This is a genomic window from Georgenia yuyongxinii (assembly GCF_006352065.1).
In the GTDB taxonomy this organism is placed as follows: Bacteria; Actinomycetota; Actinomycetes; order Actinomycetales; family Actinomycetaceae; genus Georgenia; species Georgenia yuyongxinii.
This window is the reverse complement of record NZ_CP040915.1, coordinates 3,975,194-3,999,767: the sequence shown is the minus strand read 5'-3', so window position 1 is coordinate 3,999,767 and position 24,574 is coordinate 3,975,194. Positions and strand designations below refer to the sequence as shown.

At 72.8% G+C, this 24,574-nt stretch carries 27 protein-coding genes; 16 read left to right on the top strand and 11 right to left on the bottom strand.

Translation table 11 applies throughout. The features are described from left to right. The first annotated feature begins 1 nt into the window (after position 1). The 7 genes from FE374_RS18250 (at position 2) to FE374_RS18220 (ending at position 5,811) form a co-directional block, all read left to right on the top strand. Entirely contained in the window at positions 2-958 is a 957-nt protein-coding gene (locus tag FE374_RS18250; RefSeq protein ID WP_139930892.1) for a carbohydrate ABC transporter permease, read from the top strand. Next, positions 955-1,893, top strand: coding sequence for a carbohydrate ABC transporter permease (locus FE374_RS18245; RefSeq protein WP_223173579.1), 939 nt, complete (start codon positions 955-957; stop codon positions 1,891-1,893). Before FE374_RS18250 ends, FE374_RS18245 begins: the two co-directional genes overlap by 4 nt. 151 nt (positions 1,894-2,044) lie before the next feature. Next, positions 2,045-2,278, top strand: a complete 234-nt coding sequence (locus tag FE374_RS18240) for a hypothetical protein (RefSeq protein WP_139930889.1) — start codon at positions 2,045-2,047, stop codon at positions 2,276-2,278. A 150-nt stretch (positions 2,279-2,428) separates the two neighbouring features. Beyond that, entirely contained in the window at positions 2,429-3,274 is an 846-nt protein-coding gene (locus FE374_RS18235; protein ID WP_139930887.1) for a hypothetical protein, read from the top strand. Then, positions 3,271-3,723: a phage holin family protein gene (locus FE374_RS18230; protein ID WP_139930885.1), complete on the top strand. Its 453-nt coding sequence runs from the start codon at positions 3,271-3,273 to the stop codon at positions 3,721-3,723. The genes FE374_RS18235 and FE374_RS18230 overlap by 4 nt, the downstream gene beginning before the upstream one ends. Beyond that, the gene (locus FE374_RS18225; protein ID WP_139930883.1) at positions 3,720-4,439 is read left to right on the top strand and encodes a DUF3618 domain-containing protein; all 720 of its coding nucleotides are present in this window, start codon (positions 3,720-3,722) and stop codon (positions 4,437-4,439) included. The genes FE374_RS18230 and FE374_RS18225 overlap by 4 nt, the downstream gene beginning before the upstream one ends. A 151-nt stretch (positions 4,440-4,590) precedes the next feature. After that, complete coding sequence (locus FE374_RS18220) at positions 4,591-5,811, top strand: pyridoxal phosphate-dependent aminotransferase (protein WP_139930881.1); 1,221 nt, start codon at positions 4,591-4,593, stop codon at positions 5,809-5,811. A gap of 47 nt (positions 5,812-5,858) precedes the next feature. Here FE374_RS18220 and FE374_RS18215 read toward each other — a convergent pair whose 3' ends face one another. Then, a complete protein-coding gene (locus FE374_RS18215) occupies positions 5,859-6,872 on the bottom strand; it encodes an ABC transporter ATP-binding protein (protein ID WP_139930879.1) in 1,014 nt (337 codons plus the stop codon). A gap of 56 nt (positions 6,873-6,928) precedes the next feature. On the opposite strand from FE374_RS18215, the gene FE374_RS18210 reads away from it, so the two are divergent. The 3 genes from FE374_RS18210 (at position 6,929) to FE374_RS18200 (ending at position 9,484) form a co-directional block, all read left to right on the top strand. Continuing rightward, positions 6,929-7,594, top strand: a complete 666-nt coding sequence (locus tag FE374_RS18210) for an ABC transporter permease (protein WP_139930878.1) — start codon at positions 6,929-6,931, stop codon at positions 7,592-7,594. Beyond that, positions 7,591-8,298 carry an ABC transporter permease gene (locus tag FE374_RS18205; protein ID WP_139930876.1) on the top strand — a complete coding sequence of 236 codons (708 nt, stop codon included), beginning with the start codon at positions 7,591-7,593 and terminating at the stop codon, positions 8,296-8,298. Before FE374_RS18210 ends, FE374_RS18205 begins: the two co-directional genes overlap by 4 nt. Before the next feature lie 166 nt (positions 8,299-8,464). Further along, positions 8,465-9,484, top strand: a complete 1,020-nt coding sequence (locus FE374_RS18200) for a glycine betaine ABC transporter substrate-binding protein (RefSeq protein WP_139930874.1) — start codon at positions 8,465-8,467, stop codon at positions 9,482-9,484. Positions 9,485-9,842: 358 nt separating this feature from the next. Here FE374_RS18200 and FE374_RS18195 read toward each other — a convergent pair whose 3' ends face one another. Both FE374_RS18195 and FE374_RS18190 read right to left on the bottom strand, forming a co-directional pair. Then, positions 9,843-10,628 carry an ABC transporter permease gene (locus FE374_RS18195; RefSeq protein WP_139930872.1) on the bottom strand — a complete coding sequence of 262 codons (786 nt, stop codon included), beginning with the start codon at positions 10,626-10,628 and terminating at the stop codon, positions 9,843-9,845. Next, positions 10,625-11,665 carry an ATP-binding cassette domain-containing protein gene (locus FE374_RS18190; RefSeq protein WP_223173578.1) on the bottom strand — a complete coding sequence of 347 codons (1,041 nt, stop codon included), beginning with the start codon at positions 11,663-11,665 and terminating at the stop codon, positions 10,625-10,627. Before FE374_RS18190 ends, FE374_RS18195 begins: the two co-directional genes overlap by 4 nt. Positions 11,666-11,734: 69 nt before the next feature. Between FE374_RS18190 and FE374_RS18185 the strand changes: the two genes are divergently transcribed. Then, positions 11,735-12,682, top strand: coding sequence for a helix-turn-helix transcriptional regulator (locus FE374_RS18185; protein ID WP_179957390.1), 948 nt, complete (start codon positions 11,735-11,737; stop codon positions 12,680-12,682). Positions 12,683-12,827: 145 nt separating this feature from the next. On the opposite strand, the gene FE374_RS18180 is transcribed toward FE374_RS18185, so the two are convergent. Next, a complete protein-coding gene (locus FE374_RS18180) occupies positions 12,828-13,430 on the bottom strand; it encodes a protein-L-isoaspartate O-methyltransferase family protein (RefSeq protein WP_139930867.1) in 603 nt (200 codons plus the stop codon). Positions 13,431-13,532: 102 nt separating this feature from the next. Between FE374_RS18180 and FE374_RS18175 the strand changes: the two genes are divergently transcribed. Together FE374_RS18175 and FE374_RS18170 are read left to right on the top strand one after the other, a co-directional pair. Then, positions 13,533-14,198: a histidine phosphatase family protein gene (locus FE374_RS18175; RefSeq protein WP_139930865.1), complete on the top strand. Its 666-nt coding sequence runs from the start codon at positions 13,533-13,535 to the stop codon at positions 14,196-14,198. 55 nt (positions 14,199-14,253) lie between these two features. Beyond that, a complete protein-coding gene (locus tag FE374_RS18170; protein WP_139930863.1) occupies positions 14,254-15,264 on the top strand; it encodes a Gfo/Idh/MocA family protein in 1,011 nt (336 codons plus the stop codon). Here FE374_RS18170 and FE374_RS18165 read toward each other — a convergent pair. After that, positions 15,254-15,796 carry a DUF488 domain-containing protein gene (locus FE374_RS18165; protein WP_139930861.1) on the bottom strand — a complete coding sequence of 181 codons (543 nt, stop codon included), beginning with the start codon at positions 15,794-15,796 and terminating at the stop codon, positions 15,254-15,256. The genes FE374_RS18170 and FE374_RS18165 overlap by 11 nt on opposite strands. An 11-nt stretch (positions 15,797-15,807) precedes the next feature. After that, positions 15,808-16,293 (bottom strand): YdeI/OmpD-associated family protein, encoded by a 486-nt coding sequence (locus FE374_RS18160; RefSeq protein ID WP_139930859.1) that lies wholly within the window; start codon positions 16,291-16,293, stop codon positions 15,808-15,810. Positions 16,294-16,363: 70 nt separating this feature from the next. Here FE374_RS18160 and FE374_RS18155 point away from each other — a divergent pair, with 70 nt between their 5' ends. From FE374_RS18155 to FE374_RS18145, 3 genes are all read left to right on the top strand, one after another. Further along, entirely contained in the window at positions 16,364-17,059 is a 696-nt protein-coding gene (locus FE374_RS18155; protein ID WP_168205747.1) for an SGNH/GDSL hydrolase family protein, read from the top strand. A gap of 10 nt (positions 17,060-17,069) precedes the next feature. After that, positions 17,070-17,543: a VTT domain-containing protein gene (locus tag FE374_RS18150; protein ID WP_139930855.1), complete on the top strand. Its 474-nt coding sequence runs from the start codon at positions 17,070-17,072 to the stop codon at positions 17,541-17,543. 123 nt (positions 17,544-17,666) lie between these two features. Further along, a complete protein-coding gene (locus tag FE374_RS18145; RefSeq protein WP_230978387.1) occupies positions 17,667-18,221 on the top strand; it encodes a gluconokinase in 555 nt (184 codons plus the stop codon). A gap of 87 nt (positions 18,222-18,308) precedes the next feature. Here FE374_RS18145 and FE374_RS18140 read toward each other — a convergent pair whose 3' ends face one another. The 5 genes from FE374_RS18140 to FE374_RS18120 form a co-directional block, all read right to left on the bottom strand. Beyond that, positions 18,309-18,938 (bottom strand): copper resistance CopC family protein, encoded by a 630-nt coding sequence (locus FE374_RS18140; RefSeq protein ID WP_139930853.1) that lies wholly within the window; start codon positions 18,936-18,938, stop codon positions 18,309-18,311. 81 nt (positions 18,939-19,019) lie between these two features. Then, positions 19,020-19,382, bottom strand: coding sequence for a fluoride efflux transporter FluC (locus tag FE374_RS18135; RefSeq protein ID WP_139930851.1), 363 nt, complete (start codon positions 19,380-19,382; stop codon positions 19,020-19,022). Further along, positions 19,382-19,831, bottom strand: a complete 450-nt coding sequence (locus tag FE374_RS18130; protein WP_230978386.1) for a CrcB family protein — start codon at positions 19,829-19,831, stop codon at positions 19,382-19,384. Before FE374_RS18130 ends, FE374_RS18135 begins: the two co-directional genes overlap by 1 nt. Continuing rightward, entirely contained in the window at positions 19,821-21,380 is a 1,560-nt protein-coding gene (locus FE374_RS18125; RefSeq protein ID WP_139930847.1) for a DUF2079 domain-containing protein, read from the bottom strand. Before FE374_RS18125 ends, FE374_RS18130 begins: the two co-directional genes overlap by 11 nt. A 270-nt stretch (positions 21,381-21,650) precedes the next feature. Beyond that, a complete protein-coding gene (locus FE374_RS18120) occupies positions 21,651-24,380 on the bottom strand; it encodes a lysylphosphatidylglycerol synthase transmembrane domain-containing protein (RefSeq protein WP_139930845.1) in 2,730 nt (909 codons plus the stop codon). Between the last annotated feature and the right edge of the window lie 194 nt (positions 24,381-24,574).

Sequence of the window (24,574 nt, the reverse complement as noted above, 5' to 3'; positions counted from 1 at the left end):
CATGACCGCCGTCGTCGCCGCCGGCGCGCCCCGCAAGGGCCGGGCGCGCCGGGTGCGCACTCCCAACGAACGACGAGAGATGTGGGCCGCGCTGGCGTTCATCAGCCCGTGGATCGTCGGATTCCTCGTCTTCACGGCCTGGCCGGTGATCTACAGCGCCTATCTGTCCTTCACCGACTACGACGTCATCAACGACCCCAGCTTCGTCGGCCTGGACAACTACCGCCAGCTCCTCGAGGACCCCAAGATCCGCATCTCCTTGTGGAACACCTTCGTCTACACCGTCTTCCAGGTGCCCCTGCTGGTGCTCATCTCGCTCGGGCTGGCGCTGCTGCTCGACAAGGCCGGCCGCGCCGCGGGATTCTTCCGCACCGCGTTCTACCTGCCCAACATGACCCCGCTGGTCGCCGTCGGCGTCCTGATCCTCCTGCTCTTCAACGGCCAGGAGGGCCTGATCAACGACGTGCTCGGCGTCTTCGGCATCGACGGACCCAACTGGACCACCGACCCGCAGTGGGTCAAGCCGGCGATCATCGCGATGAGCCTGTGGTCCGTCGGCTCCTCGGTGATCATCCTGCTGGCCGCGCTGCGCAACGTGCCCCAAGAGCTCTACGACGCCGCCCGCGTGGACGGCGCGGGCTTCTGGCGGCGCACCGTCAGCGTCACGCTGCCGATGATCTCCGGGCCCATGTTCTTCGTCTTCGTGGTCAACTCCATCGCGGCGTTCCAGACCTTCACAGAGACATACACCGCGTTCTTCGGTGCGGGCAACACCACCTACGGCAACGACGCGGCCCTGTTCTACGTGATCTACCTGTTCCAGCAGGCGTTCCAGTTCCTCAACATGGGCTATGCCTCGGCCATGGCCTGGCTGCTTTTCGTGATCATCCTGGTCGTCACGCTCGTCCAGCTGCGCGTGTCCAAGCGGCTGGTGTACCTGGAGGGGGAGCAGCGATGAGTAGCCGTCCGCTGGAGGCCACCGCCCCCGTCGTCGAGGTGGCGGCGGCCGCGGCCACGACGGACCGGGGTGGCGAGGTCGCCGCCGCCATGCCCCGGGGCCAGGCGCGCACGCGGGTGGGCCGGGCGCTCGTCGGCGCTGCGCTGTGCGCCCTGACGGTCGTCTTCGTCTACCCGTTCCTCTGGCTCGTCAGCGCCTCGTTCAAGCCCCGGACGGAGGTGTTCGACAACAAGCTCATCCCCGAGACCTTCACCTTCCAGAACTACATCGACGTCTGGGACCGGGCCCCGATGCTGCTGTGGCTCGGCAACACCGTGCTCGTCACCGTGCTCGCGGCGGTGGCCGTCACCCTCTCCAGCTCGCTCGTGGCGTGGGGGTTCGCCTACTTCCGCTTCCCCGGCCGCGACGCGCTGTTCTACCTGGTGCTCGCGACCATGATGCTGCCGGGCGCGGTCACCATGGTGCCCACCTTCCTCATCTGGAACTCGCTGGGCCAGGTCAACACGCTCACGCCGCTGTGGGCGGGCAACCTGTTCGGCAGCGCCTTCTACATCTTCCTGCTGCGCCAGTTCTTCCTCGGCCTGCCCCGGCAGGTGTTCGAGGCGGCCCGGATCGACGGCGCCGGCAACTGGGCGATCTTCCGGCGCATCGCGCTGCCGCTGACCAAACCGGCCCTGGTGGTCACGCTGCTCTTCGAGTTCCAGGCGTCGTGGACCGACCTCATGCGCCCGCTGATCTACTTGCGCGACTCGGACAAGTTCACGATCCCCCGGGGGCTCAAGGCGCTCGTCGACCAGTTCGGGTTCGGCGGCAACTGGCAGTGGGAGATCCTCGTGACCGCCTCGGTCATCGTCACGGTGCCGATGATCATCATGTTCTTCCTCGGGCAGCGGCACTTCATCGAGGGGATCGCCACCACCGGGCTGAAGGGCTGAAGGACGAAGAGATGACATCCCACGCTCGCGGGAGGGCGGGCGGGCCGGGATGCGCCGTCGAGAACCTAGGGCGACCCTGAGGGCACCAGCCGGGTACCGGTCGGGACGACGGTGTCCCGGCCGCAACGAGCGACTCGTCGAGGAGGCGGCCATGGCCAGGTGTGACACGTGCGGGAACGACTACGACAAGACGTTCACGGTGACGAAAGGAGACCGCACCGGCACCTACGACAGCTTCGAGTGCGCCGCCCAGGCCCTCGCCCCCGTCTGTGCGTGGTGCCGGGTGCGGATCCTGGGCCACGGGGTGGAGTCCGAGGGCGACATCTACTGCTGCGCCAGCTGCGCGCGGAGCAGCGGCGAACGGGGCATCGCGGACCGCGTCTGAGCGGGATCCCGGCCTGCGGCACCAAGGCCCCGCCCGCCGGCATGTGCCGCTCAAGAGGCGCGAGCACCGACTTTCACGCACTCTTGACAAACCAGGCACCACTCGCACAGAGCACGAACCTGGAGATCCCAGCGGAAGGACTGATCGACCATGACAGAGAACCTGAACCGCGACCCCGGCATGCCGGATCCCCTCGGCACGGCGGCAACGCCGCCGACCTACCCGGTGACCACGGGCGCGTCCTCGACCACCTCGAGCACGTCCGAGACCGTCAAGGGCGAAGCCGCGGGTGTCGCGCAGCAGGCGGGTCAAGGCGCCCGCGACGTCACCGACACAGCCAAGGAGAAGGCCCAGGAGACCGTAGGTGTCGCCAAGGACAAGGCGATGGAGACGGTAGGGGAGGCGCGCTCGCAAGCCAGGGCCCTCTTCGACCAGAGCCGGAGCGAGCTGGCCGACCAGGCGAGCTCGCAGCAGCAGCGCCTGGCCGGCGGTATCCGGTCCTTCTCGAGCGAGCTCAGCTCGATGGCGTCCGGTGAGGTGCAGGAGCAGGGGCTGGCCAACGACATCGCCCGGCAGGTGTCCTCCTATCTCGGCCGGGTGGGCGACTGGCTCGAGGACCGCGAGCCGGGAGACGTCCTCGACGAGGTGAGCAGCTTCGCCCGCCGTCGTCCCGGTGCGTTCCTCGCGATCGCCGCCGGCCTCGGGCTCGTGGCCGGGCGCGTGGCGCGCAGCCTCAAGGACGAGAGCTCCTCGTCCGACGACGACGGCGGCGCCGGCCGGGCGTACCCGGCGCGCGGTGCGGCCTACGGCTACGGCACCGCGACGAGTGGTGAGCGAGTGAGCGAGTATGCGCCGACGTACGGCACGCGCACCACGGAGCCGGGCTACACCGAGCCTGGCTACGGCACGCCGGCCACGGGTGGTTACGGCACCTCCGCCACCGGCTCCGGGGAGGGGACGGTGCCAGGCACGTACGGCACAGGTGGCACGCGATGAGCACCCAGTACGAGCCTCCCCAGCCGGTCGTCGGCTCACCGGGCACGCAGCCGACCGACGCCTCGGTCGGTGAGCTCTTTGGCGAGATCAGCAAGGACCTGTCCACGCTGATCCGCCAGGAGATCGCGCTGGCCAAGGCGGAGACGGCGCAGTCGGCGAAGCACGCCGGGAAGGGCGCCGGGATGCTGGGCGGGGCCGCGTGGTCCACCCACTTCGTGCTGCTCTTCCTCTCGCTTGCCCTGTGGTGGGCACTGGGTGCCCTGCTCGGAACGGGGGACACCCCGGCGCTGGGCTGGGCCGCCCTCATCGTGGCGATCATCTGGGCGGTCATCGCGCTGATCCTGGCGTCGATGGGCCGCAAGCAGCTGCGGAAGACCGAGGGGCTGCCCCAGACCGCAGACACGGTCAAGAAGATTCCGGATGCTCTCAAGGGACAGGAACGATCATGACGACGAACGACCCGGACCAGATCCGCGCCGATATCGAGCGCACCCGCGCCGACCTGAGCGACAACGTCGACGCCCTGACCGAGAAGGTCAGCCCCAGCAAGATCGCCGAACGCCAGACCGAGAAGGTCAAGGACGCGTTCAGCGGCGCGAAGGAGAAGGTGTTCGGTGTGGCCGAAGATGCCAAGGACCGTGTGATGGGCGCCAAGGACAGCGCCACGGACAGCGTGCGCGGCTCTGCGAGCTCGATGGCGGACACCGCCTCGGCCGCACCCCAGCGGTTACGCAGCCAGGCCCAGGGCAACCCCTGGGCTGCGGGGATGGTCGCGTTCGGTGTCGGGCTCCTCGCCGCGGGCCTCATCCCCTCCACCCGCAAGGAACGCGAGATGGTCGGCCAGGTCAAGGACAGCGACGCCCTTGGCCAGGTCAAGGACGAGGTCAAGGGTGCCGGCCAGGAGATGGCCGAGCACCTGCGCGAGCCCGCCAAGCAGGCCGCCGAAGACCTCAAGGCCACTGCCACGTCCGGCGCAGCGGAGGTCAAGGACACCGCCGCCGCCGCCAAGGACGAGGTGCAGGGCGAGGCCAGGCACGCGAAGGAGAACGTGACTGACCAGGCCAAGCAGGCCAAGGACGCGGTCCAGGAGTCCCGTGGCTCGACCGACACCGGGACCACCGGGTACGGCACGGGCACCGGTGCTGGTACCGGCGGCACGTACTGACGCCTCCCGTCCTGGAGCCGTCGACCGTCGCCCGCGCGGTGCGAACGCACACCGCGGGCGACGGTCGGCGTGCGGGCCGCCGATCCCCTGTGTGATGTCCGCACCTCGGCCGCGCGGGCGCCGCCCGGCTCGGCGGGGTTGAATCGACGCCATGTCTCACGGCCACTGGACGGACGTGGCGCGCGCGGTGGGCCTGCTGGCCCCCGACGGTGCCGTCTCCTCGACGATCTTCGCGGAGATGTCCGCACTCGCCACCCGCACCGGGGCGGTCAACCTCGGTCAGGGCTTCCCCGACGTCGACGGGCCGGCGCATCTGAAGGCCGCGGCCATCGCGGCGATCGAGCGCGGCGACAACCAGTACCCGCCCGGCCCCGGGATCCCGGCTCTCCTCGACGCCGTCGCCACCCACCAGCGCCGCTGCTACGGGCTGGAGGTCGACCCCGCCACGGAGGTCCTCGTCACCGCCGGCGCCACCGAGGCGCTGGCCGCAACGATCCTTGCTCTGGCCGGACCGGGCGACGAGGTGGTGACCCTCGAGCCGTTCTACGACTCCTACACCGCCGCGATCGCTCTGAGCGGTGCTACGCACCGCACCATCCCGCTGCGCCCCACCCCCGAGGGCTTCCGCCTCGATGCCTCGGACGTCGAGGCCGCGTTCTCCCCGCGCACGCGCCTGGTGCTCGTGAACTCTCCACACAACCCCACCGGCACGGTCCTGACCGCCGACGAGCTGGGCCTCATCGCCCGGGCGGCGATCGCGCACGACGCCGTCGTCGTCACCGACGAGGTCTACGAGCACCTCGTCTACGACGGCGCCCGGCACGTCCCGATGGCTACCTTGCCGGGCATGGCGGAACGCACCGTGACCATTTCCTCGGCCGGGAAGACCTTCTCCTTCACCGGCTGGAAGGTCGGCTGGCTCCACGGTCCGGCCGAGCTGGTCACCGCCGTCCGCACCGTGAAGCAGTTCCTCACCTATGTTGCCTCGGGCCCGTTCCAGCACGCCGTCGCCGTGGGCCTCGCCGACGAGGAGGGCCGGACGGGTGAGTACGTCACCGGGTTGGCCCGGTCGCTGCAGCAGCGCAGGGACCTGCTGTGCGGTGCGCTCACCGAGGCCGGCTTCGCTCCGGTGGTGCCGCGCGGTACGTACTTCGTGGTGGCCGACGGCGCGGGCCTGGGCTACGAGGACGCCGTCGACCTGTGCCGGGACCTGCCGGAGCGGGCCGGCGTGGTGGCGATCCCCGTCACCGCGTTCTGCACGCCGGGCGGGGAGGTGGCCCGGCAGCTGCGCTCGTACGTGCGGTTCACCTACGTCAAGCAAGAGGCCACGCTGGAGCAGGCCGCGCGCGGCCTGGCCCGGCTGGGCGGGTAGGGCCGGGCAGTACGACCTGCCCGAACCCGCGGTAGGCGGCGCGGAGGTCAGCCGGCCCGGGCCGAGCGACGCAACGCGCCGTGCAGGCCGGCGAGCGTGAGGGCGCCCACCGGCTCGCCGTCGTCGCCCTCGACGGCGACGACGCCGTCGGGGCTGGCGGCCAGGGCGGCGAAGCACCGCTCCAGGGTGTCGCCCACCCGAAGGGTGCCGCCGGGCCGGGTGGCGGCGGCCGCAGACGCGCCGGGCGCCGTTGCACCGGGCTCCAGGTCGGCGCGTGTGAGGGTGGCGAGCGAGAGCAGGCGCACGGCCCGTGCGCCGCCGATGAACTGCTCCACGAATGGCGTGGCGGGCCGGGTGAGCACGCGCACCGGGGTGTCGACCTGCTCCAGCCGCCCACCCTGGCTGAACACCGCGACCCGGTCACCGAGGAGGACCGCCTCGTCGATGTCGTGGGTGACGAGCAGGACCGTGGTGCCCAGCTCGTCGTGGATGCGGCGGAACTCCACCTGCAGCGCCCGCCGGCCCTCCGGGTCGACGGCGCCGAACGGCTCGTCCATGAGCATCACCCGGGGGTTGGTCGCCAAGGCCCGGGCCACCCCCACCCGCTGGCGCTGCCCGCCGGACAGCTCGTGCGGGTACCGCGGACCGTGCACCGCGGGGTCCAGGCCCACCAGCCCGAGCAGCTCCCGCACCCGGTCCTGCGTGCGCCGCCGGTCCCAGCCCAGCAGGCCAGGGACGGTGGCGATGTTCTGATTCACGGTCCGGTGCGGGAAGAGCCCGACGTCCTGGATCACGTACCCGATCCCGCGGCGCAGCAGCACGGGGTCCTGGCTCATGACGTCCTGGCCCTCGACGACCACCCGGCCCCCGGTGGGCTCGACGAGCCGGTTGACCATGCGCAGCAGGGTCGACTTGCCCGACCCGGACGGGCCCACGAGCGTGAGCAGCTCGTGCTCGCGCACCTCCAGGTCGAGGCCGGCGACCGCTACCGTGCCGTCCGCATACGTCTTGGCGGCGGCCTCAAAACGGATCAGGGCAGCACCGAGGGCAACGGACGGCATCCTCCGACGCTACCGGCGCACGGCGGGGCGCCGGTAGCGTCTGGCCGGTGAGGCCGATGTCGACAGTCGCGGACAACCCGTGGTTCTCCGGGAGCTACCTGGCGAACAACTGGTCCGACATCGCGCAGTACACGGCCCAGCACGTCAGCCTGACCGTCCAGGCGATGGTGATCGCCCTGTTCGTCGCGCTGCCGCTCGCCGTGCTCGCCCACCGGGTGCCCGCGCTCGGCAGCGCCGCGGTCGGCACCACCGCCGTGCTCTACACCGTCCCGTCCCTTGCATTGTTCGGGCTGCTGGTGCCCTTCACCGGCATCGGGCGCACGACCGTGCTGATCGGGCTGACGCTCTACGCGCTGCTCGTCCTCGTGCGCAACACCCTGGTGGGCCTGCAGGGCGTCCCCGCGGAGGTGCGCGACGCCGCCCGCGGCATGGGCTACTCCTCCGCGCGCCGGCTGCTCGCCGTCGAGCTCCCGCTCGCGCTGCCGGCCATCCTCACCGGGGTGCGGCTCGCGACCGTCTCCACGGTCGCGCTGGTGACGGTCGGGGTGGTGGTGGGTTACGGCGGGCTGGGCCAGCTCATGTACCGGGGCTTCAACTCGAGCTACCGGGCGGAGATCATGACCGCCGCGGTGCTGTGCCTGCTCATCGCCCTGGTGGCGGATCTGCTGCTCCTCGCGGCTGGACGGGCGCTGACGCCCTGGGTGCGCCGGAGGTCGGCGTGAGCGGGGTGCTCGGCGACGCGGTCCGCTACCTCAACGACCCGCTGAGCTGGACGGGGCCCTCGGGCATCCTCGACCTGCTGGGCGACCACCTGTGGATGACGTTCGTGGCCGTGCTGCTCGCCGCGGTGGTCTCGCTGCCGCTGGGGCTGTGGCTGGGCCACACCGGCCGGCACGGCTCGCTGGTGGTCGCGGTCGCGAACCTCACCCGCGCGATCCCCACGCTCGCGCTGCTGTTCGTGTTCACCGCCGGGCTCGGGCTGGGTCAGCTGCCCACCATCCTCGCCGTCGCGATCTTCGCGGTCCCGCCGATCCTGTCCAACACCTACACCGGTGTGCAGGTGGTCTCGCCCGCCGCACGGGAGGCCGGTGTGGGCATGGGCATGTCGCCCCTGCGGCTGCTGACGGCGGTGGAGCTGCCGCTCGCCATGCCGCTGATCGGCGCCGGGCTGCGAACCGCGGCCGTGCAGGTGGTCGCCACCGTGTCCCTCGCCTCGCTCGTGGGCGGGGGTGGGCTGGGGCTCATCATCGCCAACGGCATCGCCACGCAACGTTTCGGCAACGCGCTCGCCGGCGCGCTGCTGGTGGTCGTGCTGTGCCTCGGCCTGGAGTGGGGCCTGGCCCTGCTGCAGCGCACCCTCACCCCGCGGCCGGTGCGGGTGGCGGGGCCCAGCGTGCGGGGGACCCGGCAGGCCACCGACGCCTGAGCGGCGATGGCCGGTTCGGGTAGATGACTGACCCAGGACCTCGTCGGCTACCTCGTGCGGTGCCCTGACCGGCGCACACGCGGAAAAGGTTGCGCGAGCCGCGCTGGCACGGTCCAATGACCTCCGCCGACGTCTGCCTGGCGTGGCTACGCACACCGGAGGTCCGATGCGCAGGAACCGTACCCTCGTCCCCGCACTGGGCGGTATTGCCCTGCTCGTGCTGAGCGCCTGTGGGGACCCCGGCTCCGCCGGCGGCGAGGCTCCCAGCTCGGCGGCGTCAGGAGAAGCGACGACGAGCACGGCCATGGCGTGCGAGCCGATGGCCGACGAGAAGATGGTCGTCCTCGAGGACGACCAGAACCTGCAGACCGTGGACAACGTCATCCCGGCCTTCCACGCCGACGCCGAGCAGCCAGCGATGGTGGCCGCGCTCGACGCCGTCTCCGCAGCCCTCGACACCCCGACCCTGATCGACCTCAACCGGCAGGTCGACGTCGAGCGCAGCACCTCGAGCCAGGCCGCCGCCGCCTTCTACGAGCAGCAGGGCATCGAGGTCACCGACACCTCGGGCAGCGGGGACGTGGTCGTCGGCGCGGCGAACTTCTCCGAGTCCGCCACGCTCGCCGAGCTCTACGCCCTCGCCCTGCGCGACGCCGGCTACTCCGCGGAGGTGCGCACCATCGGCAACCGCGAGACCTACGAGCCGGCGCTCGAGTCCGGCGAGATCACCGTGGTGCCCGAGTACGCCGGGACACTCACAGAGTTTCTCAACAAGAAGGTCAACGGCCCGGACGCCACCACCGACAACCCCCTGGCGAGCCCCGACCTCGACGCGACGGTGGAGAACCTGCGGACGCTGGGGGAAGAGGTCGGCCTCAGCTTCGGGCAGCCCTCCGAGGCCGCCGACCAGAACGCCTACGCCGTCACCGCGGCCTTCGCGGACGAGCACGGGGTGAGCACGCTGACCGAGCTGGGCAAGGCGTGCAGCGGGCTGGTACTCGGCGGCCCTCCGGAGTGCCCCGACCGCCCCTTCTGCCAGCCGGGCCTCGAGGACACCTACGGCCTCGACATCGCTCAGTTCGTCTCGCTGGACGCGGGAGGGCCGCTGACCAAGCAGGCGCTGACCAGCGGAGAGGTCGCACTCGGCATGGTGTTCTCCTCGGATGCCGCCCTCTCGACAGACTGAGGCCTTCGCTGGCGGGCCCGCCGCGGCGGGTCGCCTCGACCACGATGCGTGCGAGACCCGGCTCGAAGGCCAGGTCCCACGCGACGTCGTCCACCTGGCCCCTCGTGGTCCGCTCCGCAAGCACGTTGTCCTCAATCACGACGACCGGGCCGCCGGCGCGCCAGGTGCTAGTCGCGCCTCTGTGCAGGACGCGGCCCGCGCCGCGCACCCAGGCGCAGATGCGGACCTGCGCCGTTCCCGTCCACCGACGCACGATGAAGTCGACGAGGAGCGACACGTCACCGCTGTCGAGCTTGGCGAACCAGTACTCGAGCGGGGCGTCACGGGCCTCGAGGTCGGCCGATACGCCGCCCATGCGTCAGATGCTGTGCCGCATCGCGCGGATGCCCACCCACAGGCCCACGGCCGCCGTCAGCGCCGCCGCCACTGCGCCCTGCCAGACCGCGGCATCGCCGAAGGCGCCGTTGAACAGGGCCCGCTCCGCCTCGACCATGTACGTCAAGGGGTTGAACAGGGCGAGCACCTGCATCCAGCGCGGCCCGGTCTCCAGCGGCAGCAACATGCCCGAAAGCAGCATCAGCGGGAACAGCAGGCCCTGCTGCACGCCCCAGAACATCCAATCCCGCTCCCGCGACGCGATGCCCAGGGCGTAGCTCAGCGCGCCGAGCCCGACCCCGAAGACCGCCAGCACTCCCAGCCCCACCACCATCCCGGGCAGCGAGGGGCGGAACCCCCACAGCGCCGCGACGGCGGAGATAACCACCGCCTGGACCACCAGCGGCACCATCTCCTTGACCGCGCGGCCAACGAGCAGCGCCGACCGGGCCACCGGGGCGACCAGCATGCGCTCGTGCGCGCCGCTCTGAATCTCGTAGAGCAGGTTCGAGCCGGTCATCGCCGTGCCGAACAGCGCGATCATCATCACGATGCCCGGGACGAACCACTGGAACGCCTCGGCGATGGGCAGCCCACTCATGCCACCGAGCAGCGGGCCGAACAGGGCCACGAACATCAGCGGCTGCACGAGGGAGAACACCAGACTGAACGGGTCGCGCAGCATGGGCCGCAGCTCTCGGAGGAAGACGTTGCGCGAGTCGCGCAGCACGCCGGAGGGGCGGGCGACGGTGGGGGTCGTGGTGGTCATCGCGGGACTCCTGCGGTCTGAGGCTGCTCTGGGACAGGCTCGTGCCGGCCTTCCTCGCGAAGGCTGCGCCCGGTGAGGTTGAGGAAGACGTCGTCGAGGGTCGGCCGGGCGAGGTCGGCGGCGAGCACCCGCCGGCCGGCCCCCTGCAGCTCGCGGATGAGGTGCGGCAGCGCACGGTCGCCGGAGTCGAGATGGACGACGGCGCGCGCACCGTTCGCCGTCGGCGTCGCCTGGATCGTCGGAGGCCCCACGCCGGTGGCGCGCGCCGCGCGGTGTACGAGCTCGTCAGCGCCGTCCCACGGGCCGGCCATGGTGAGGGTGATCCGGTCCCCGGCGAGGTTCGCCTTCAGGTGCGGGGCGGTGTCGTCGGCGATGATCCGGCCGTGGTCGACGATCATGACGCGCTCGGCGAACTGGTCCGCCTCGTCGAGGTAGTGGGTGGTGAGGAACAGGGTCATGCCGTACCGGCGGCGCAGCTCGAGGATGTGCTCCCACAGGTGCGCCCGCGACTGCGGGTCGAGACCCGTCGACGGCTCGTCGAGGAAGAGCAGCCGCGGTGCGGGGATCAGGCCGAGCGCGATGTCGACCCGGCGCTTCTGCCCACCGGAGAGCTGCATCGTCTTGCGGTCCACCACCTCACCGAGGTCCAGCGCGTCGACCGCCTCGTCCACGCGGCGCCGGGTCTCGGCGCGGCCGAGCCCGTAGAGCATCCCCTGGGAGACGAGCTCGTCGCGGACGCGCTGGTACAGGCCCGCGCCGTTCTTCTGCCCGACATAGCCCAGGCGGGCGCGGACCTGCTCGGGCTCGGTGACGATGTCGAACCCGCAGACCCGGGCGCTGCCGTCGGTGGGCGCGAGCAAGGTGGTCAGCAGCCGCAGCGACGTCGACTTCCCCGCCCCGTTGGGCCCGAGGAACGCGGTGAGCGACCCCTCGGCGACGTCCATCGTCAGGTCGCTCACGGCGACCACGTCCTTGCCGCCCGGCCCGCGGAAGTGTTTGGTGAGCTGCCGGGCGCTGATGATCGGTTCCGTGACCATGACTCGACGCTAGGCACCGTCTAGGACAGATCCTGTCCGCGACGGCGAGTAGGTTTCCCGTTATGTCGGATCCGACCGCGGGCGCTGAGGCTGCTGAGCCTGCTGCAGACGCACCGCTTCTGGTCCGGTGCCGAGCTCGCCCAGCGGCTCGGCGTGACGGACCGCACGCTGCGACGTGACATCGACCGGCTGCGCGAGCTCGGCTACCGGGTGGCGGCGCGCCCCGGTGGGGCGGGCGGCTACCAGCTCGAGAGCGGCAGCAACACCCCGCCGCTCCTCCTGGACGACGACGAGGCGGTGGCCATCGCCGTCGGCCTGCGCACCGCGGCCATCCAGGGTGTGGGCCATGGCGAGCAGACCTCGCTCAGCGCGCTGGCCAAGATCGAACAGGTCCTGCCGCGGCACCTGCGCCGGCGCGTCGCGGCGATCCAGGCGCACACGGTCCCGGCGGTGCGAGCGGAGCCCACCGTGGCCGCCGACGTGCTGGCCCAGCTGGCGCTGACCTGCCGTGACCACGAACGGCTGCGGTTCCGGTACGCCGACCGCGACGGCGTCGAGTCCTCACGTCTCGTCGAGCCGCACTCGCTCGTCCCGCAGGGGCGCCGCTGGTACTTCGTCGCCTGGGACGTCGACCGGGCCGACTGGCGGACCTTCCGGATCGACCGGATGGGCTCGTTGCTCGGCACCGGGGTGCGGTTCGCCCCTCGTGACCTGCCCGCGGCCGATGCCGCCGAGTTCGTGCAGGCGGCTCACTCCGCGGTCCGCCAGCGGCACGAGGCCGTGGTGCACCTGCGGGCCACGATCGACCAGGTGCGCGCGCACTTCGGGGTCTGGGCGAGCGAGGCGACCGAGGGAACCGACGGCACGGTGGACTGGCCGATCGGCGGCAGCTCGGCGGCGGAGCTGCTCATGGGCCTGCTGTGGATCCCGCCGGAGCTCGAGTGGACCCTCACGTGCTCCGAGGAGGTGGCCGCCGCCCTGGTGGCGTTCCGGGAACGGCTCGCTCGGGCGCTTTGAGAGCCCAGCCCCGCAGGTCCTACGGGAGTCGCGAGATGTCATCTTCTCCGCGACATGTCATGACATCTCGCGGAGAAGATGACATCTCGCCGGGAACTGATCCGGAGAAGATGACATCTCGCCGGGAACACACAGAGGGAGGGTCTCAGTCGTCGCCCGCGGCTCGCAGGGGGACGAACTGGAACGTCCCGTAGCGGCGGATGGTCGACTCGGCCCCGGCCCGGTCGAGCACCACGAGCTCACCACGCACCGGCACCACCAGACGACCGCCGTCGGCGAGCTGATCCACGAGCGCGCGGGGCACGTGGCGGGCTTCCGCCGAGACGAGGATCCGGTCGTACGGGGCGTCCTCGGGGCGGCCGACGTGACCCGGCACCGCCTGCTCGATGCGGGCGGCGACGTCCGCGCCGAGCAGGTTCGCCTGCCCCATCTCGACCAGGTCCGGCTCGATCTCCACGCCGACCACCGCGCCGCCGGGCGCCACGAGCCGGGCGAGCAGCGCCGTCGTCCATCCCGACCCGGAGCCGACGTCGAGCACCCGGTCACCCGGGCGCGCGTCGAGCAGCTCGAGCATGACCTCCACGGTGCTGGGCTGCGAGCACGTGGCGCCATGACCGATGCGCAGCGGCAGGTCGGCCCGAGCGAAGCGCTGCTGGGAGGAGGGCAGGAAGTCGCGGCGGTCGACGGCGTCCATCGCATCGACCACCCGGGCCGCCACCGACCCGTCCAGCCGCCTGCGCCGGCTCATACCTTCATCGTCCCGCCCACCGGCCGCGCCCGCACCATGGTGCTCGATCTCATGACCGGCGGGGATTTCACCCCCGCCGGGTGCCGGGCGAGGATGGAGGGCATGCGACTCATCCTGGTCCGGCACGGACAGACCTCCTCCAACGTCGGTGGCCTGCTCGACACCGCCGCGCCCGGCGCGGATCTGACCGAGCTGGGCCGCCGCCAGGCCGCGGCGCTGCCGGCGGCGCTGGCCGAGGAGCCGGTCGAGGCGGTGTGGGCCTCGACTCTGGTGCGCACCCAGCAGACCGCCGCCCCGCTCGCCGCCGCTCGTGGCCTGGACGTGATGGTCCGGGACGGCGTCCGTGAGGTGACGGCCGGTGACCTGGAGATGCGCGGGGACGACGCCTCGGTGCGGGCGTACCTCGAGGGCATCTTCGCGTGGCACGACGGCGGGCTGGACTCACGCATCCCGGGCGGGGAGAGCGGGGCAGAGTTCTTTGGCCGTTACGACGACGTGGTCGCCGAGGTGGCCGCCACCGGCGCGGCGACGGCGGTCCTGGTCAGTCACGGCGCCGCCATCCGCGCGTGGACGGCGGCGCGCACGGACAACGTCTCCGTCGACTTCGTGGCCACGAACCCGCTCGGCAACACCGGCGTCGTCGTCCTCGACGGCGGCCCCGCGCAGGGGTGGACCGCCCTGACCTGGGAGGACCGGGCGGTCGGCGGGCTCGCGCTCGACAGCTCCGCCACCGACGGTCCCGCCGGGGAGCCGGTCGAGGTCCACTGACGGCGGCGGCAACCGGGTCAACGACCGCTCGGGCGGCCTGCCGTAGGTTGCTCCTGTGCGAACCACGACCACACTCAAGACCGTCCGCTGGGGCATCATCGGCGTCGGTGACGTCACCGAGCGCAAGAGCGGCCCCGGGCTGCAGCGGGCGGAGCGGTCCGAGCTGGTCGCCGTCATGCGCCGGGACGGCACGAAGGCCGCCGACTACGCCCGCCGGCACGGTGTGCCGCGCTGGTACGACGACGCCGACGCGCTGATCGCCGATCCCGAGGTGGACGCCGTCTACATCGCCACCCCGCCCGACAGTCACCGCGACTACGCCGTGCGCGTCGCCGCGGCCGGCAAGCCGGTGTACGTGGAGAAGCCCATGGCGCGGACCGCCGCCGAGTGCGAGGAGATGATCACGGCGTGCGAGCGGGCCGGAGTGCCGCTGTTCGTGGCCTACTACCGCCGCGCCATGCCCCGGTTCGCGACCGTGCGACAGCTGCTCGACGACGGCGCCATCGGCACCCCGCGCGCCGTCAGCGTCCGCACCCTCGGCACGCCCGGCATGTGGGAGCCCGACCACCTGCCCTGGCGTGTGCAGCCGGAGATCTCCGGCGGTGGCCTCTTCGTCGACCTCGGCTCGCACACCCTGGACCTCCTGGACCACCTCCTCGGCCCGGTGGGCGCCGTCAGCGGCGCGGCGGGCAACCAGGGCGGCGGCTATCCCGCGGAGGACGTGGTCACCGCGACCTTCATCTTCACCTCCGGCGTGCAGGGGGTGGGGCTGTGGTCCTTCACCGCCGCCGAGCAGCGCGACGAGGTGGAGATCATCGGCTCCGCCGGGTCGCTGTCCTTCTCCTCCTTCGGCACCGAGCCCCTCGTGCTCCGCACCGCCGACGGCGAGCGCCACATCGACGCCCCGTATCCCGAGGTGGTCCAGCAGCCGCTCATCCAGGCGGTGGTCGACGAGCTGACCGGGCACGGCACCTCACCGAGCACGGGGCAAAGTGCTTTGCGCACCGCCCGGTTCGTGGACACGGTGCTCGCCGGCTACCGCGCAGAGCACGGCATCAGCTTCTGATGTCCCCGCCGTCCCACACCACCTCACCGGGACCGGTGAGCCGCGCGCCGTCGGCCACCATGTGGGCGCGGAGCCGCCCGTCCGGCATGAGGTGGTGCACCTCGGTCCCGTGCGCGAGGACCGCGACGTCGGCGATCAGCCGGCGGTGGCAGCGCCACCACACCGCCTCCGAGCACATGACGGCGGTGCGGGTGGCCGCTGCCTGCCGCAGCAGGTCGGCCAGCGCGCCGCGGAACTCCGGCGCCCGGGTCCAGGCGGCGTACGCGCGGAAGGCCTCGACCTGCCACCACATGTCCGGGGACGCGTCCTTCTCCTCGCGGGCCAGGTGGCGCCGCCCGCCCAGGCCCGGCTCCCAGCGGTAGACGATGCCCGCCGCGGGCAGCCAGTCCTCGAGGGCCTCACGGCGCACGTCCGGGTTGGTGCGCGAGCCGGGAAACCGGCGGACGTCGACGAGCGCCGCCACGCCCGCCGCGGCGAGCAGCGCCGTGAGGTCGGCGCGGCCCAGCGCGCCGTGACCGACCGTCAGCAGCACCGGCACCCCGATCAGCCCTTCAGCCGTCGCCCCTCGCCCACCCGTGCGACGGTCTTGCTGATCCGTCCGGCGCGCGTGGCGGGCCGCTTGGCCTCCTCGATCCACTGCGTGTACTCGCGCTGATGGGAGAAGGACATCGCCCGGAAGGTGGCCAGCACGCCGTCCGCCTCCAGGGCCGCCCGGACGTCCTCGGCGAGCTCGACCACGCGCTCGCTCGTGTCGAGCCGAAGCGCCACCCGCACGGTGTCGCCGGGGCCCTTGCCGAGCCGGGCCTGGACGTCGGAGCGCACCAGGATCAGGTGCGGACCGCCGTAGGTGACGAGCGAGCCCTGGTACGGCACGCCGTCGAACGTGGCGGCCACGGGCACGCGGCCCTTGACCCCGAACAGCTCCGGGACGTCCCCCGGGAACTCGACGAAGGCCGAGGAGCCGGTGGTGTCCGCCCGGACGATGACGGCGTCGAACTCCTGCGGTCCGGGGTCACGGAAGGAGGGCATGACCGCACGTTATCCGGGTCGCGACCGGGCCGGGCACCGGCCGGTCGCCCGCACAGGGCATCATGGCGCCATGACCGCACCGCCGGCGCGAGAGCGCCGGGTCCCACCGCCGCCGCGAGTACGCCGGGTCGCCCTCCCAGCGGCCGCCGGCCCGCTCGAGGGCACCGTTCCCGGGACCACCCCGGCGCTGCGGCTGGCGGTCGTGGGGGAGTCCACCGCCGCCGGCCACGGCGCGCCCACCCACGAGACGTCGATGGCCGGGCACCTCGCCCACGAGCTCGGTCGGGCCACCGGGCGCGCGGTGAGCTGGCGGGTGCACGGGTGCGGCGGCGCGACCGCCCGCGTCGTCGCCCGGGACCTGGTGCCCGCTCTCGCCGACCCGGCGTGGGCGCCAACCCACGTGGCGGTGCTGATCGGCGTCAACGACGTCCAGCGCACGTGGCGGCGCGGCACCTTCGAACGTGACGTCCTCGCCCTGCTGGGCGCGGTGGCACACCGGTGCCCGGACGCCCGGGTGGTGGTCAGCGGGCTGCCGGACCTGCGGGCCATCCCCGCGCTGCCCCGCCCGATCGTGCCCGTGCTGGTGGCCAAGGCCCGGTGGATGGGCGCCACTACCCGGGCGGCCGCCGTCGCCACCGGGGCGACGTACGTGCCGGTCGACACCCTCCCGCTGCCGGCGGACCTGATCTCCGCCGACGGCCTGCACCCCAGTCCCGCCGGGTACGCCCGGTGGGCGGCCGTGCTGGCGCCGGCGCTGATCGGCTGAGTGCACCGGCGTGACCGTGCTCCTCACGAGCTTCCTGTACTGCCTGCTCGCGGCCGTCGTGGTCGTGCTGCCCGCGGAGGCGTACCTTGTGGGCGTCGCCCTGGCCTGGGACGTCGCGCCCGTATGGCTGGCGCTGAGCGGCGCGGCCGGCCAGGTGGCGGGCAAGATGCTCTTCTACCTCGTCGGGCGCGGTGTGCTCGACGTCGCCCGGGTGCGCCGCCGGGGCGCGGCCGGTGGCCGGTGGGCCACCCGCATGACGGCCGTGGAGGCGTGGTGCCGCGCGCACGCGTGGGGTCCCAGCGCCGTGACGGCGGTCAGCGCCTTCGCCGGGGTGCCGCCCTACGCCGTCGTCTCGGTGCTGGCGGGCACGGTGGGCATGCGGTGGTGGCTCTTTGCCGTGATCTCGCTGGCGGGCCGGTTCCTGCGGTTCTGGCTGCTGGTGCTCGCCCCGGAGCTCCTGCCCGGGGAGCTCGCGGGACGATGACGCCGGTTGTGACCCACGTCGCCACGATGGCGGGCTGCAACTGCTGGCAAGGCATGGCCCGCGTCCCAGGGGCCGAGTAGGTTTCGGGGAAGTCCCGCCCCTGCGATTCGGAGTCGACGCGCCATGACCGAGATCCCCGCCACCGAGATGTCCCCGCTGCCCAAGCGCTCCCGCGGCCCTAGGCACGTCATCGTCATGGGCGTCTCCGGCGGAGGCAAGACCACGCTCGCGATGATGCTCGCCGGCAAGCTCGGCTACGTGTTCGCCGAGGGCGACGAGTTCCACAGCCAGGCCAACCGGGACAAGATGCACGCCGGCACGCCGCTGGACGACGACGACCGCGCACCCTGGCTGCAGTCCATCCAGGACTGGATGACGACGGAGGCCCGCGCCGGCCGCTCCACCGTGGTGACCTGCTCGGCGCTGAAGAAGAAGTACCGCGACGTGTTGCGCGGCGCCGAGGGGAACACGGTGTTCGTGCACATGGCGCCGCCCGTGGACCTGACCGCCGAGCGCATGCAGACGCGCGAGGGTCACTACATGCCGGCCAGCCTCCTGAGCTCCCAGGTCGCCACCCTCGAGGAGCTCGAGGACGACGAGGCCGGCTTCAAGGTGACCTCCACCGGCACCCCGCCCGAGGTGCTCGCCGAGGTGCTCGGCGAGCTGAAGGACTACTGAGCCCGAGCGTCACGGGGCCGAGGTGGTCCCGCATCCGTCCGCGGGCCGACCTGCGTCCCCCGGACCCGCGACCGGCCCCCACGCGACTCAGCGATCGTTCGAGCGCCAGAAACGCACGGCGACGGCGACGACGCCGCCGAGCGCCCCGACGGAGAGCAGCAGCACCAGCCACAGCGGCAGGAACTGGCCGCCGTCGGTGTTGTCGGACGGTTCCTCGGTGGCCGCGCCTGCGGTCGCGTCGTCCTGCCCGCTGACCATCTCGGGGGCGGCGGTCTGCTCGGCCGACGCCGTCGGCTCGGGTGCGGTGGTGGGCTCCGCGGCGGCCGCGGTGACGGTGAAGCCGTACTCGCCGTCGATGCGGTGCCCGTCTGAGGAGACCACGGACCAGGTGACGGTGTAGTCCCCGCCGGCGAGCGCCGGCAGCGCGAACGTGGCGGTGCCGCCCTCGATGGTCGGCGAGCCCTCGGCCACGGTCTGCCCGCCGGCATCCGCGACCACGATCGCCTGGGTGGCGTCGAGCAGGTCGTTGTTGAAGGTCAGCGTGACCTCCTGGGGTGCCGCGTCCAGCGTCTCACCGGAGGCCGGGCTCGACCCCGTCAGCGCGTCGTGCGCCTGGGCCGCCGGGGCCGCGGCCACGCCGAGCAGGACCAGCGCGGTGAGCAGCGCGGCGAGCAGGGCGGGGAACGACGGGAAGGTGCGCACGAGACGGGTGGACATGACACCACTGTAGGCAATGTGGCGGAGGCTCCCGCCGTCCGGCCGGCGCGCGGCCGGTCGTGCACGGGACCCCGCCGCTTCTCAGCCCGCGAGCGCCCCGCCGACCACCAGGCCGAGCCCGGCCGCGGCGACGCTCGCCACCAGCGTGCCCCCGACCGTGACGAGGGCGCGCCCCACACGCCCGTCACGGAGGAGGTTCACGCCGTCGACCATGGCCGTGGAGAACGTGGTGTACCCGCCGCAGAACCCGGCGCCCACCACGGCCAGCGCCCCGCCGCCGGCGGCGAGCAGCGCCGTCGCGAGGCCGAGCACGAACGAGCCGGTGACGTTGACCAGGGTGATGCCGTCCGGGTCACCCAGGGAGGTGCGGGCGCGGACCATGCCATCCACGACCAGCCGGCACACCGCGCCCAGCCCGCCCGCCAGGGCGATCAGCAGCACCATCACCCGCGGCCGCGGCCGCGGCCCCGGCCCAGCGCGCCGCCCACCGCCACACCGGCGGCCGCGGCCGCCAGGCCGGCGAGCACGAGGCCGACGCCGTAGACCAGCCCGGCCACCACCTCGCCGCCGATCAGCGCCGTGACCTGGTGCGCGAACGCACTGTAGGTGGTGAAGCCACCAAGGAACCCGGTGCCCAGCAGGAGGCGCAGCCGGTCCCCGCTAGGCGTCGGGCCGTGGTGTGCGTAGACCTCGAGGAGCACACCGAGCAGGAACGCGCCCACCAGGTTCACCGCGACGGTCGGCCACAGCGCGTCGGCACCGAGGAGACCCGTGCCGTACCGGGCCAGCGTGCCCGCCGCACCACCGACGCCGACGGTCACCCACGCCTCTGGCCGCAGGTAGGTCGGCCGGAAGGAGGGCACGGCGTCCTCGCCGGGCCGCTCAGCCGACACGCCTGGCCACCTGGTAACCGTCGGCATCGAGCACCAGCTCGTAGACCGTGCCGGGGTGCCGGCCCTCGGCGAAGGACGCGGCGTCGGTGATGTCATGGTCGGGCCACGTGCGCCTGAGCGTGTCGAGCTGCACGTACTCTGGCGCCGGGTTCGTGTTCCCCACCCAGTACACGCGCGCCCGCGGCACGAGGTAGGCCATGAGGTAGATGTCCGACTCGACCGTGGCCCCGCGGGGGACGGCGTCGACCGCCGCCATCGCGGCGTCGTGCCGGTCGGGCAGCTCCCACGTCTGCGGCTGGACCAGCCGGGCGAGCGGGAGCACCGGCAGCATGAGGACGGTCGTCGTGAGCGCGACGGCGACGCCCAGGTTCGCGGCGCCGGTGCGCACCCTCGGATGCCGAGCGACGGCGTCGACGATCGCGGCCGCCGCCACCGGCATGAGGATCGCGGAGTAGTGCCACTGCCAGCCCCAGTAGTGCTCGACGGTGCCGAGGAACCGCCATGCCAGCGTCGGGACCCACAGCCACACCAGGGGCGAGCGCATGCCCACGATGCCGGCCGCAGCGACGAGCAGGAGGACGGTCAGGTACTTCTCGCCCGGGACGAACGCATCCAGGAGGGCCTGGAGCACGGACCGCTCCTCCTGCGCCGCGAGGCGGTCGACGTAGTCCCACCGGCCGCCGGGGTTCAGCGCCGGGAGGATCACCAGGATCGCCAGCGCCGACCAGGCGGCGCCCCAGACCGTCAGCCCCGCGCCGATCCGGGCCTGGCGGTCGCCACGCAGGGCAGGCAGGAGCGGGCCGCCGTCGTGCGCCGAGCGCCAGCCCCGCCAGACCATCACCAGGCCCAGCGCCGCGACCGTCAGCCCGAGGTCTTCCTTGACGAAGACCAGCGGCGCCGCCCACAGCGCGCACGCCCACCACCGGTGGCGCAGGAACGCGGCGAGCGCGAAGGCGAGCAGCGGCACCGCGAACGCGATCTCGTGGAACTGGGCGGCGACCGCGCCCTGCAGCCCCCAGCTGAGCCCGTAGGCGACGCCGAGCGCGGTGCCCCGGCCCCGGCCTAACAGCTCGCGGGCCACCGAGGTCACCGGCACGACTGACAGCCCGAGCATCACCGCCTGCAGGATCAGCACGCTGAGCCCGGACGGGAAGAGCCGGTAGACCGGGCCGAGGAGGACCAGCAGCGGGTGGAAGTGGTCGCCGAGGAGGTTGAACCCCTCGCCCTTGATGGTGACGATCGGCGCCTCGAGGTGGGCGTACGCCTTGGCCAGCTGGGTGAAGATGCCCAGGTCCCACGACGGCGACTCCAGCAGCCGCCACTGGGTCACCGCGAACGCGGAGTACAGCGCGGCGACGGCGGTGGCCAGGGCCCAGGGAATCCACCGGTCCGCCCGGGTGCGAGGCGCGGCGGCATGGTCCGTTCGGGTGCGGGGCCCGGCGGCATGGTGGGCCCGTGTGAGGGGCCCGGCGGCATGGTCGCGGACGGCCGGGCTCACGGGGCGGGGGCGGTCACGCGCCTCTTCGGCTGCGGACGGCTCCGTGGTCATCGCCGTCCTCCGTCCACTCTCAGCAGTTCTGCGTGCGCCGGGACCGGTGAGGATCCGCGGCGCGGGTCGAGCGTACCCGCGGGTGTCATCGACCCGCGCCGACCGAGGGTGTTCGGGCCGACCGAGGGTGGCCGGCCACCCTCGGTCGGCCCGGGAACCCTCGGTCGTCGCCCGGGGGCGAATCGCCGGGTCCCGGACCGGGCAAACCGATGACCTGGTGCGAATCGTGGGCCCAGGGCGCGCCGGTGCCGCGCTGATACCTCTCGCGACTCAGATGACGTCGCGGCGCTGCAGGTGCCGCAGGGCCGCCCAGCCGAGCGGCACGCGGCCCCAGAACGTCAGCACGCGGAACAGGAGCGCGACCGACAGGGCCGTCGCGTAGGGGATCCCCGCCACGGTGAGACCGCCGGTGAGCGCCACCTCGACGGGCCCGATACCACCGGGTGAGGGCACCACGGAGCCGATGGAGTTCGAGGCCAGGTAGGTGATCGCCAGGTTGGTCAGCGGCAGGGTGTGCCCGAAAGCCGCGAGCGACGCGCCGAACGCGGTGACGTACCCGACGGTCACGAGCAGGTTCCCGGCTATGCCGGCGAGCAGCCGGCGGGGGTCGGACGCCACCTGCACCAGTCGGGGCCACACCTGCTGCAGCGTCGGCTGGACCTTGGCCCACACCCAGGCCCGCACCCGGGGGACCAGGAGCGTGACCCCCACCAGCGCGAGCCCGCCGAGCACGGCGGCGAGCACCGTCGGCGACGGCGCACTGAGCGTGCCGACGGAGCCGGTCACCAGCGCGACGACGACGAGCAGCAGCACCGTGGTAACGAACTGGGACAGCTGCACCAGGCCCACGCTCGCGACCGCTATCGGTGTGGTGATCCGCTGTTTGTTGAGGTACCGCAGGTTCAGGGCGGCCGGGCCGATACCCGCGGGGGCGACGAGGGAGACCACCGAGGCGGCGACCTGGACGAGTGTGGTGCGCCACAGCCCGAGCCGTCCGGGGGAGAACGCGGCGAGGCTTACCGCCGAGCCGACGAAGGTGAGCAGACCCATGACGAAGGCCAGCACCATGAACGCGGGGTTCGCGCTCGTCACCGCGTTCGCGACCTCGCGGAAGTTCAGCGAGCTCAGCAGTACCCAGATGGCGACGACGGCGAGCGTGGCGGTGATGACGGTGCGCGGGGAGAACCGGTTGAGCTGGAGCGGGGCGACGTCGGCGGTGGGCACGAGCGCGATCAGGCGCTGCCGCAGCGTGGCGAGCAGGTCGCGGTGGTTCCGCGCGGCGTCCCGGGTGCGGCCCGGCAGTGCCACTGTCTGCAGCAGCGGCGCCATGGAGGCCATCTGGTCCCGGCTGAGGGCGCGCTCGGCCGACGCGAGCGCCCGCTCCTCGCCGACCAGCACGGCCAGCATGGCCAGCAGCTGGGCGAGGTCGATGCGCCGGGCCAGCTCGGAGGAGATGATCTCCCCGCCCTCCCAGTCCACGATCCACACGTCCCGGGACGGGTCGACGAGCACCGAACCGGCGTGCAGGTCCCGGTGGGCGATGCCGCGGGCGTGGGCGGTGCGGACCTGCTCCCAGACCTGGTCGAGGAGGCGGTCGTCGATCTCGTCAGGGACGAGCTCGTCCAGCCGCCGGGCGTCCGCGAGGTGCTGGGTCACGATGAGCACCGAGTCCCGCGACTCGGTGATCCCGATGAGCGGCCGCGTGCGCACCCCGACGGCTTGCGTGGCGAGCGACATCAGGGCCGCCCGGTTGCCCGCCTCCCGCAGGGTGCGCGCCGGGTGCCGGGCGAGCCCGCGCAGCCGCACGCTGTCCCAGAGGCTGGTGAGGTAGCCGACCACGTGACGGTCGCCGTCGAGCACGATGACGTCGTGTCGGCGGCCCCGCACGTCCCACACCGCGTAGAGCCGGTGCACACCCTCGAGGTCTCGGGTCAGGCCCGCGGAGGAGGAGGCCTCGGCGAGGACCCTCTCGGGGTCGGTGAGCACGTCGGGGACGATGGTGTCGCCCGCCGCCGCCCCTTCCCGGTCGACGGCGGCGAGGAGGTCCGCCGGCGTCTGCGGCTGGTCGTGGGCGTGCGGCTGCCCGCGGCGCTCGTGGGGCCAGCTCTCGTGGTCGACGGGCGTGACGCGTTCGGCGTGGGGCTCGCGCAGCCGTTCGGTGTAGCCGATCGGGGAGGAGGTGGTCACCGTCCATGCCTGCGCGTGCGTGCCGGTGACGAGCGGGTCCATCCGGACCACCCGCACCGGGTCCAGGCCGGACCGCCGCAGCCCACGGACCAGGGAGATGCCGGTGGCGCGCTCGTGCAGCACCCCCGAGGCGTAGCGCATGCCGAGCCCGGCGGTGCGGCCGAGCAGCACGGTGACGACAGCGCCGGGCAGGGTCTGCTCGCCCTGCACCACCGCGAGGCCGAGCACCACCCACAGCAGGCCCCAGGTCCAGGTGAGCAGCCGGCTGTGGGAGCGGTCGCCCACCGCGGTGAGCAGCCCGGAGAGGGCAGCCACGTAGGGGTTGAGCGCGATGACGGTGCGACCATCGCTGGTGATCGACAGCCCGTTGGCCAGTGACGGCGGCGCGAAGGCGTTCAGCAGCCATAGGGCGAGGACCACCAGCAGCGCCGCGACGGCCGCGGTGATGGCGGCCTCCAGTGCCGAGCGCCAGCTGCGCCGGACCAGCCGGTCCACCAGGACCACGATCGGGACGAAGAGCGTCACGATGCCCTCGAGGACCGTCACGGGCAGCAGGAGGGCCTGGCGCAGGATGTCGGCGACCGCGGACTGCACGTCCTCGGTCACGCCCTCGGTGGTGGCGTTGGCGTAGACCGCCAGGACCAGCACGAAGACGATGCCGAGCGCGCTGGCGATGAGGGCCAGCAGGTCGCCGGGCCGGCGCACCCGCGCCTGCGGGGCGTCGACCAGCAGCACGAGGCGGCGCGGCGAGCTCTCCTCGCGCGGGGCGCTCGCGGGCACGGTCGTGCCGCCCTCGCCCAGCTGCTGCGTCATGGCCCGGATTCTACGGGCCGGGCCTTCGCCGACCGGTCGCGACAGCCCGTCACGACCGCCCGCCGAGGTTGCGAGATGTCATGTGCTCCGTCGGTCGCCTCCGTCGCGAGATGTCATGTGCTCCGTCGGCCGCCTCCCTCGCGAGATGTCATGTGCTCCGCGACAGGTCATGACATCTGGCGGAGAAGATGACA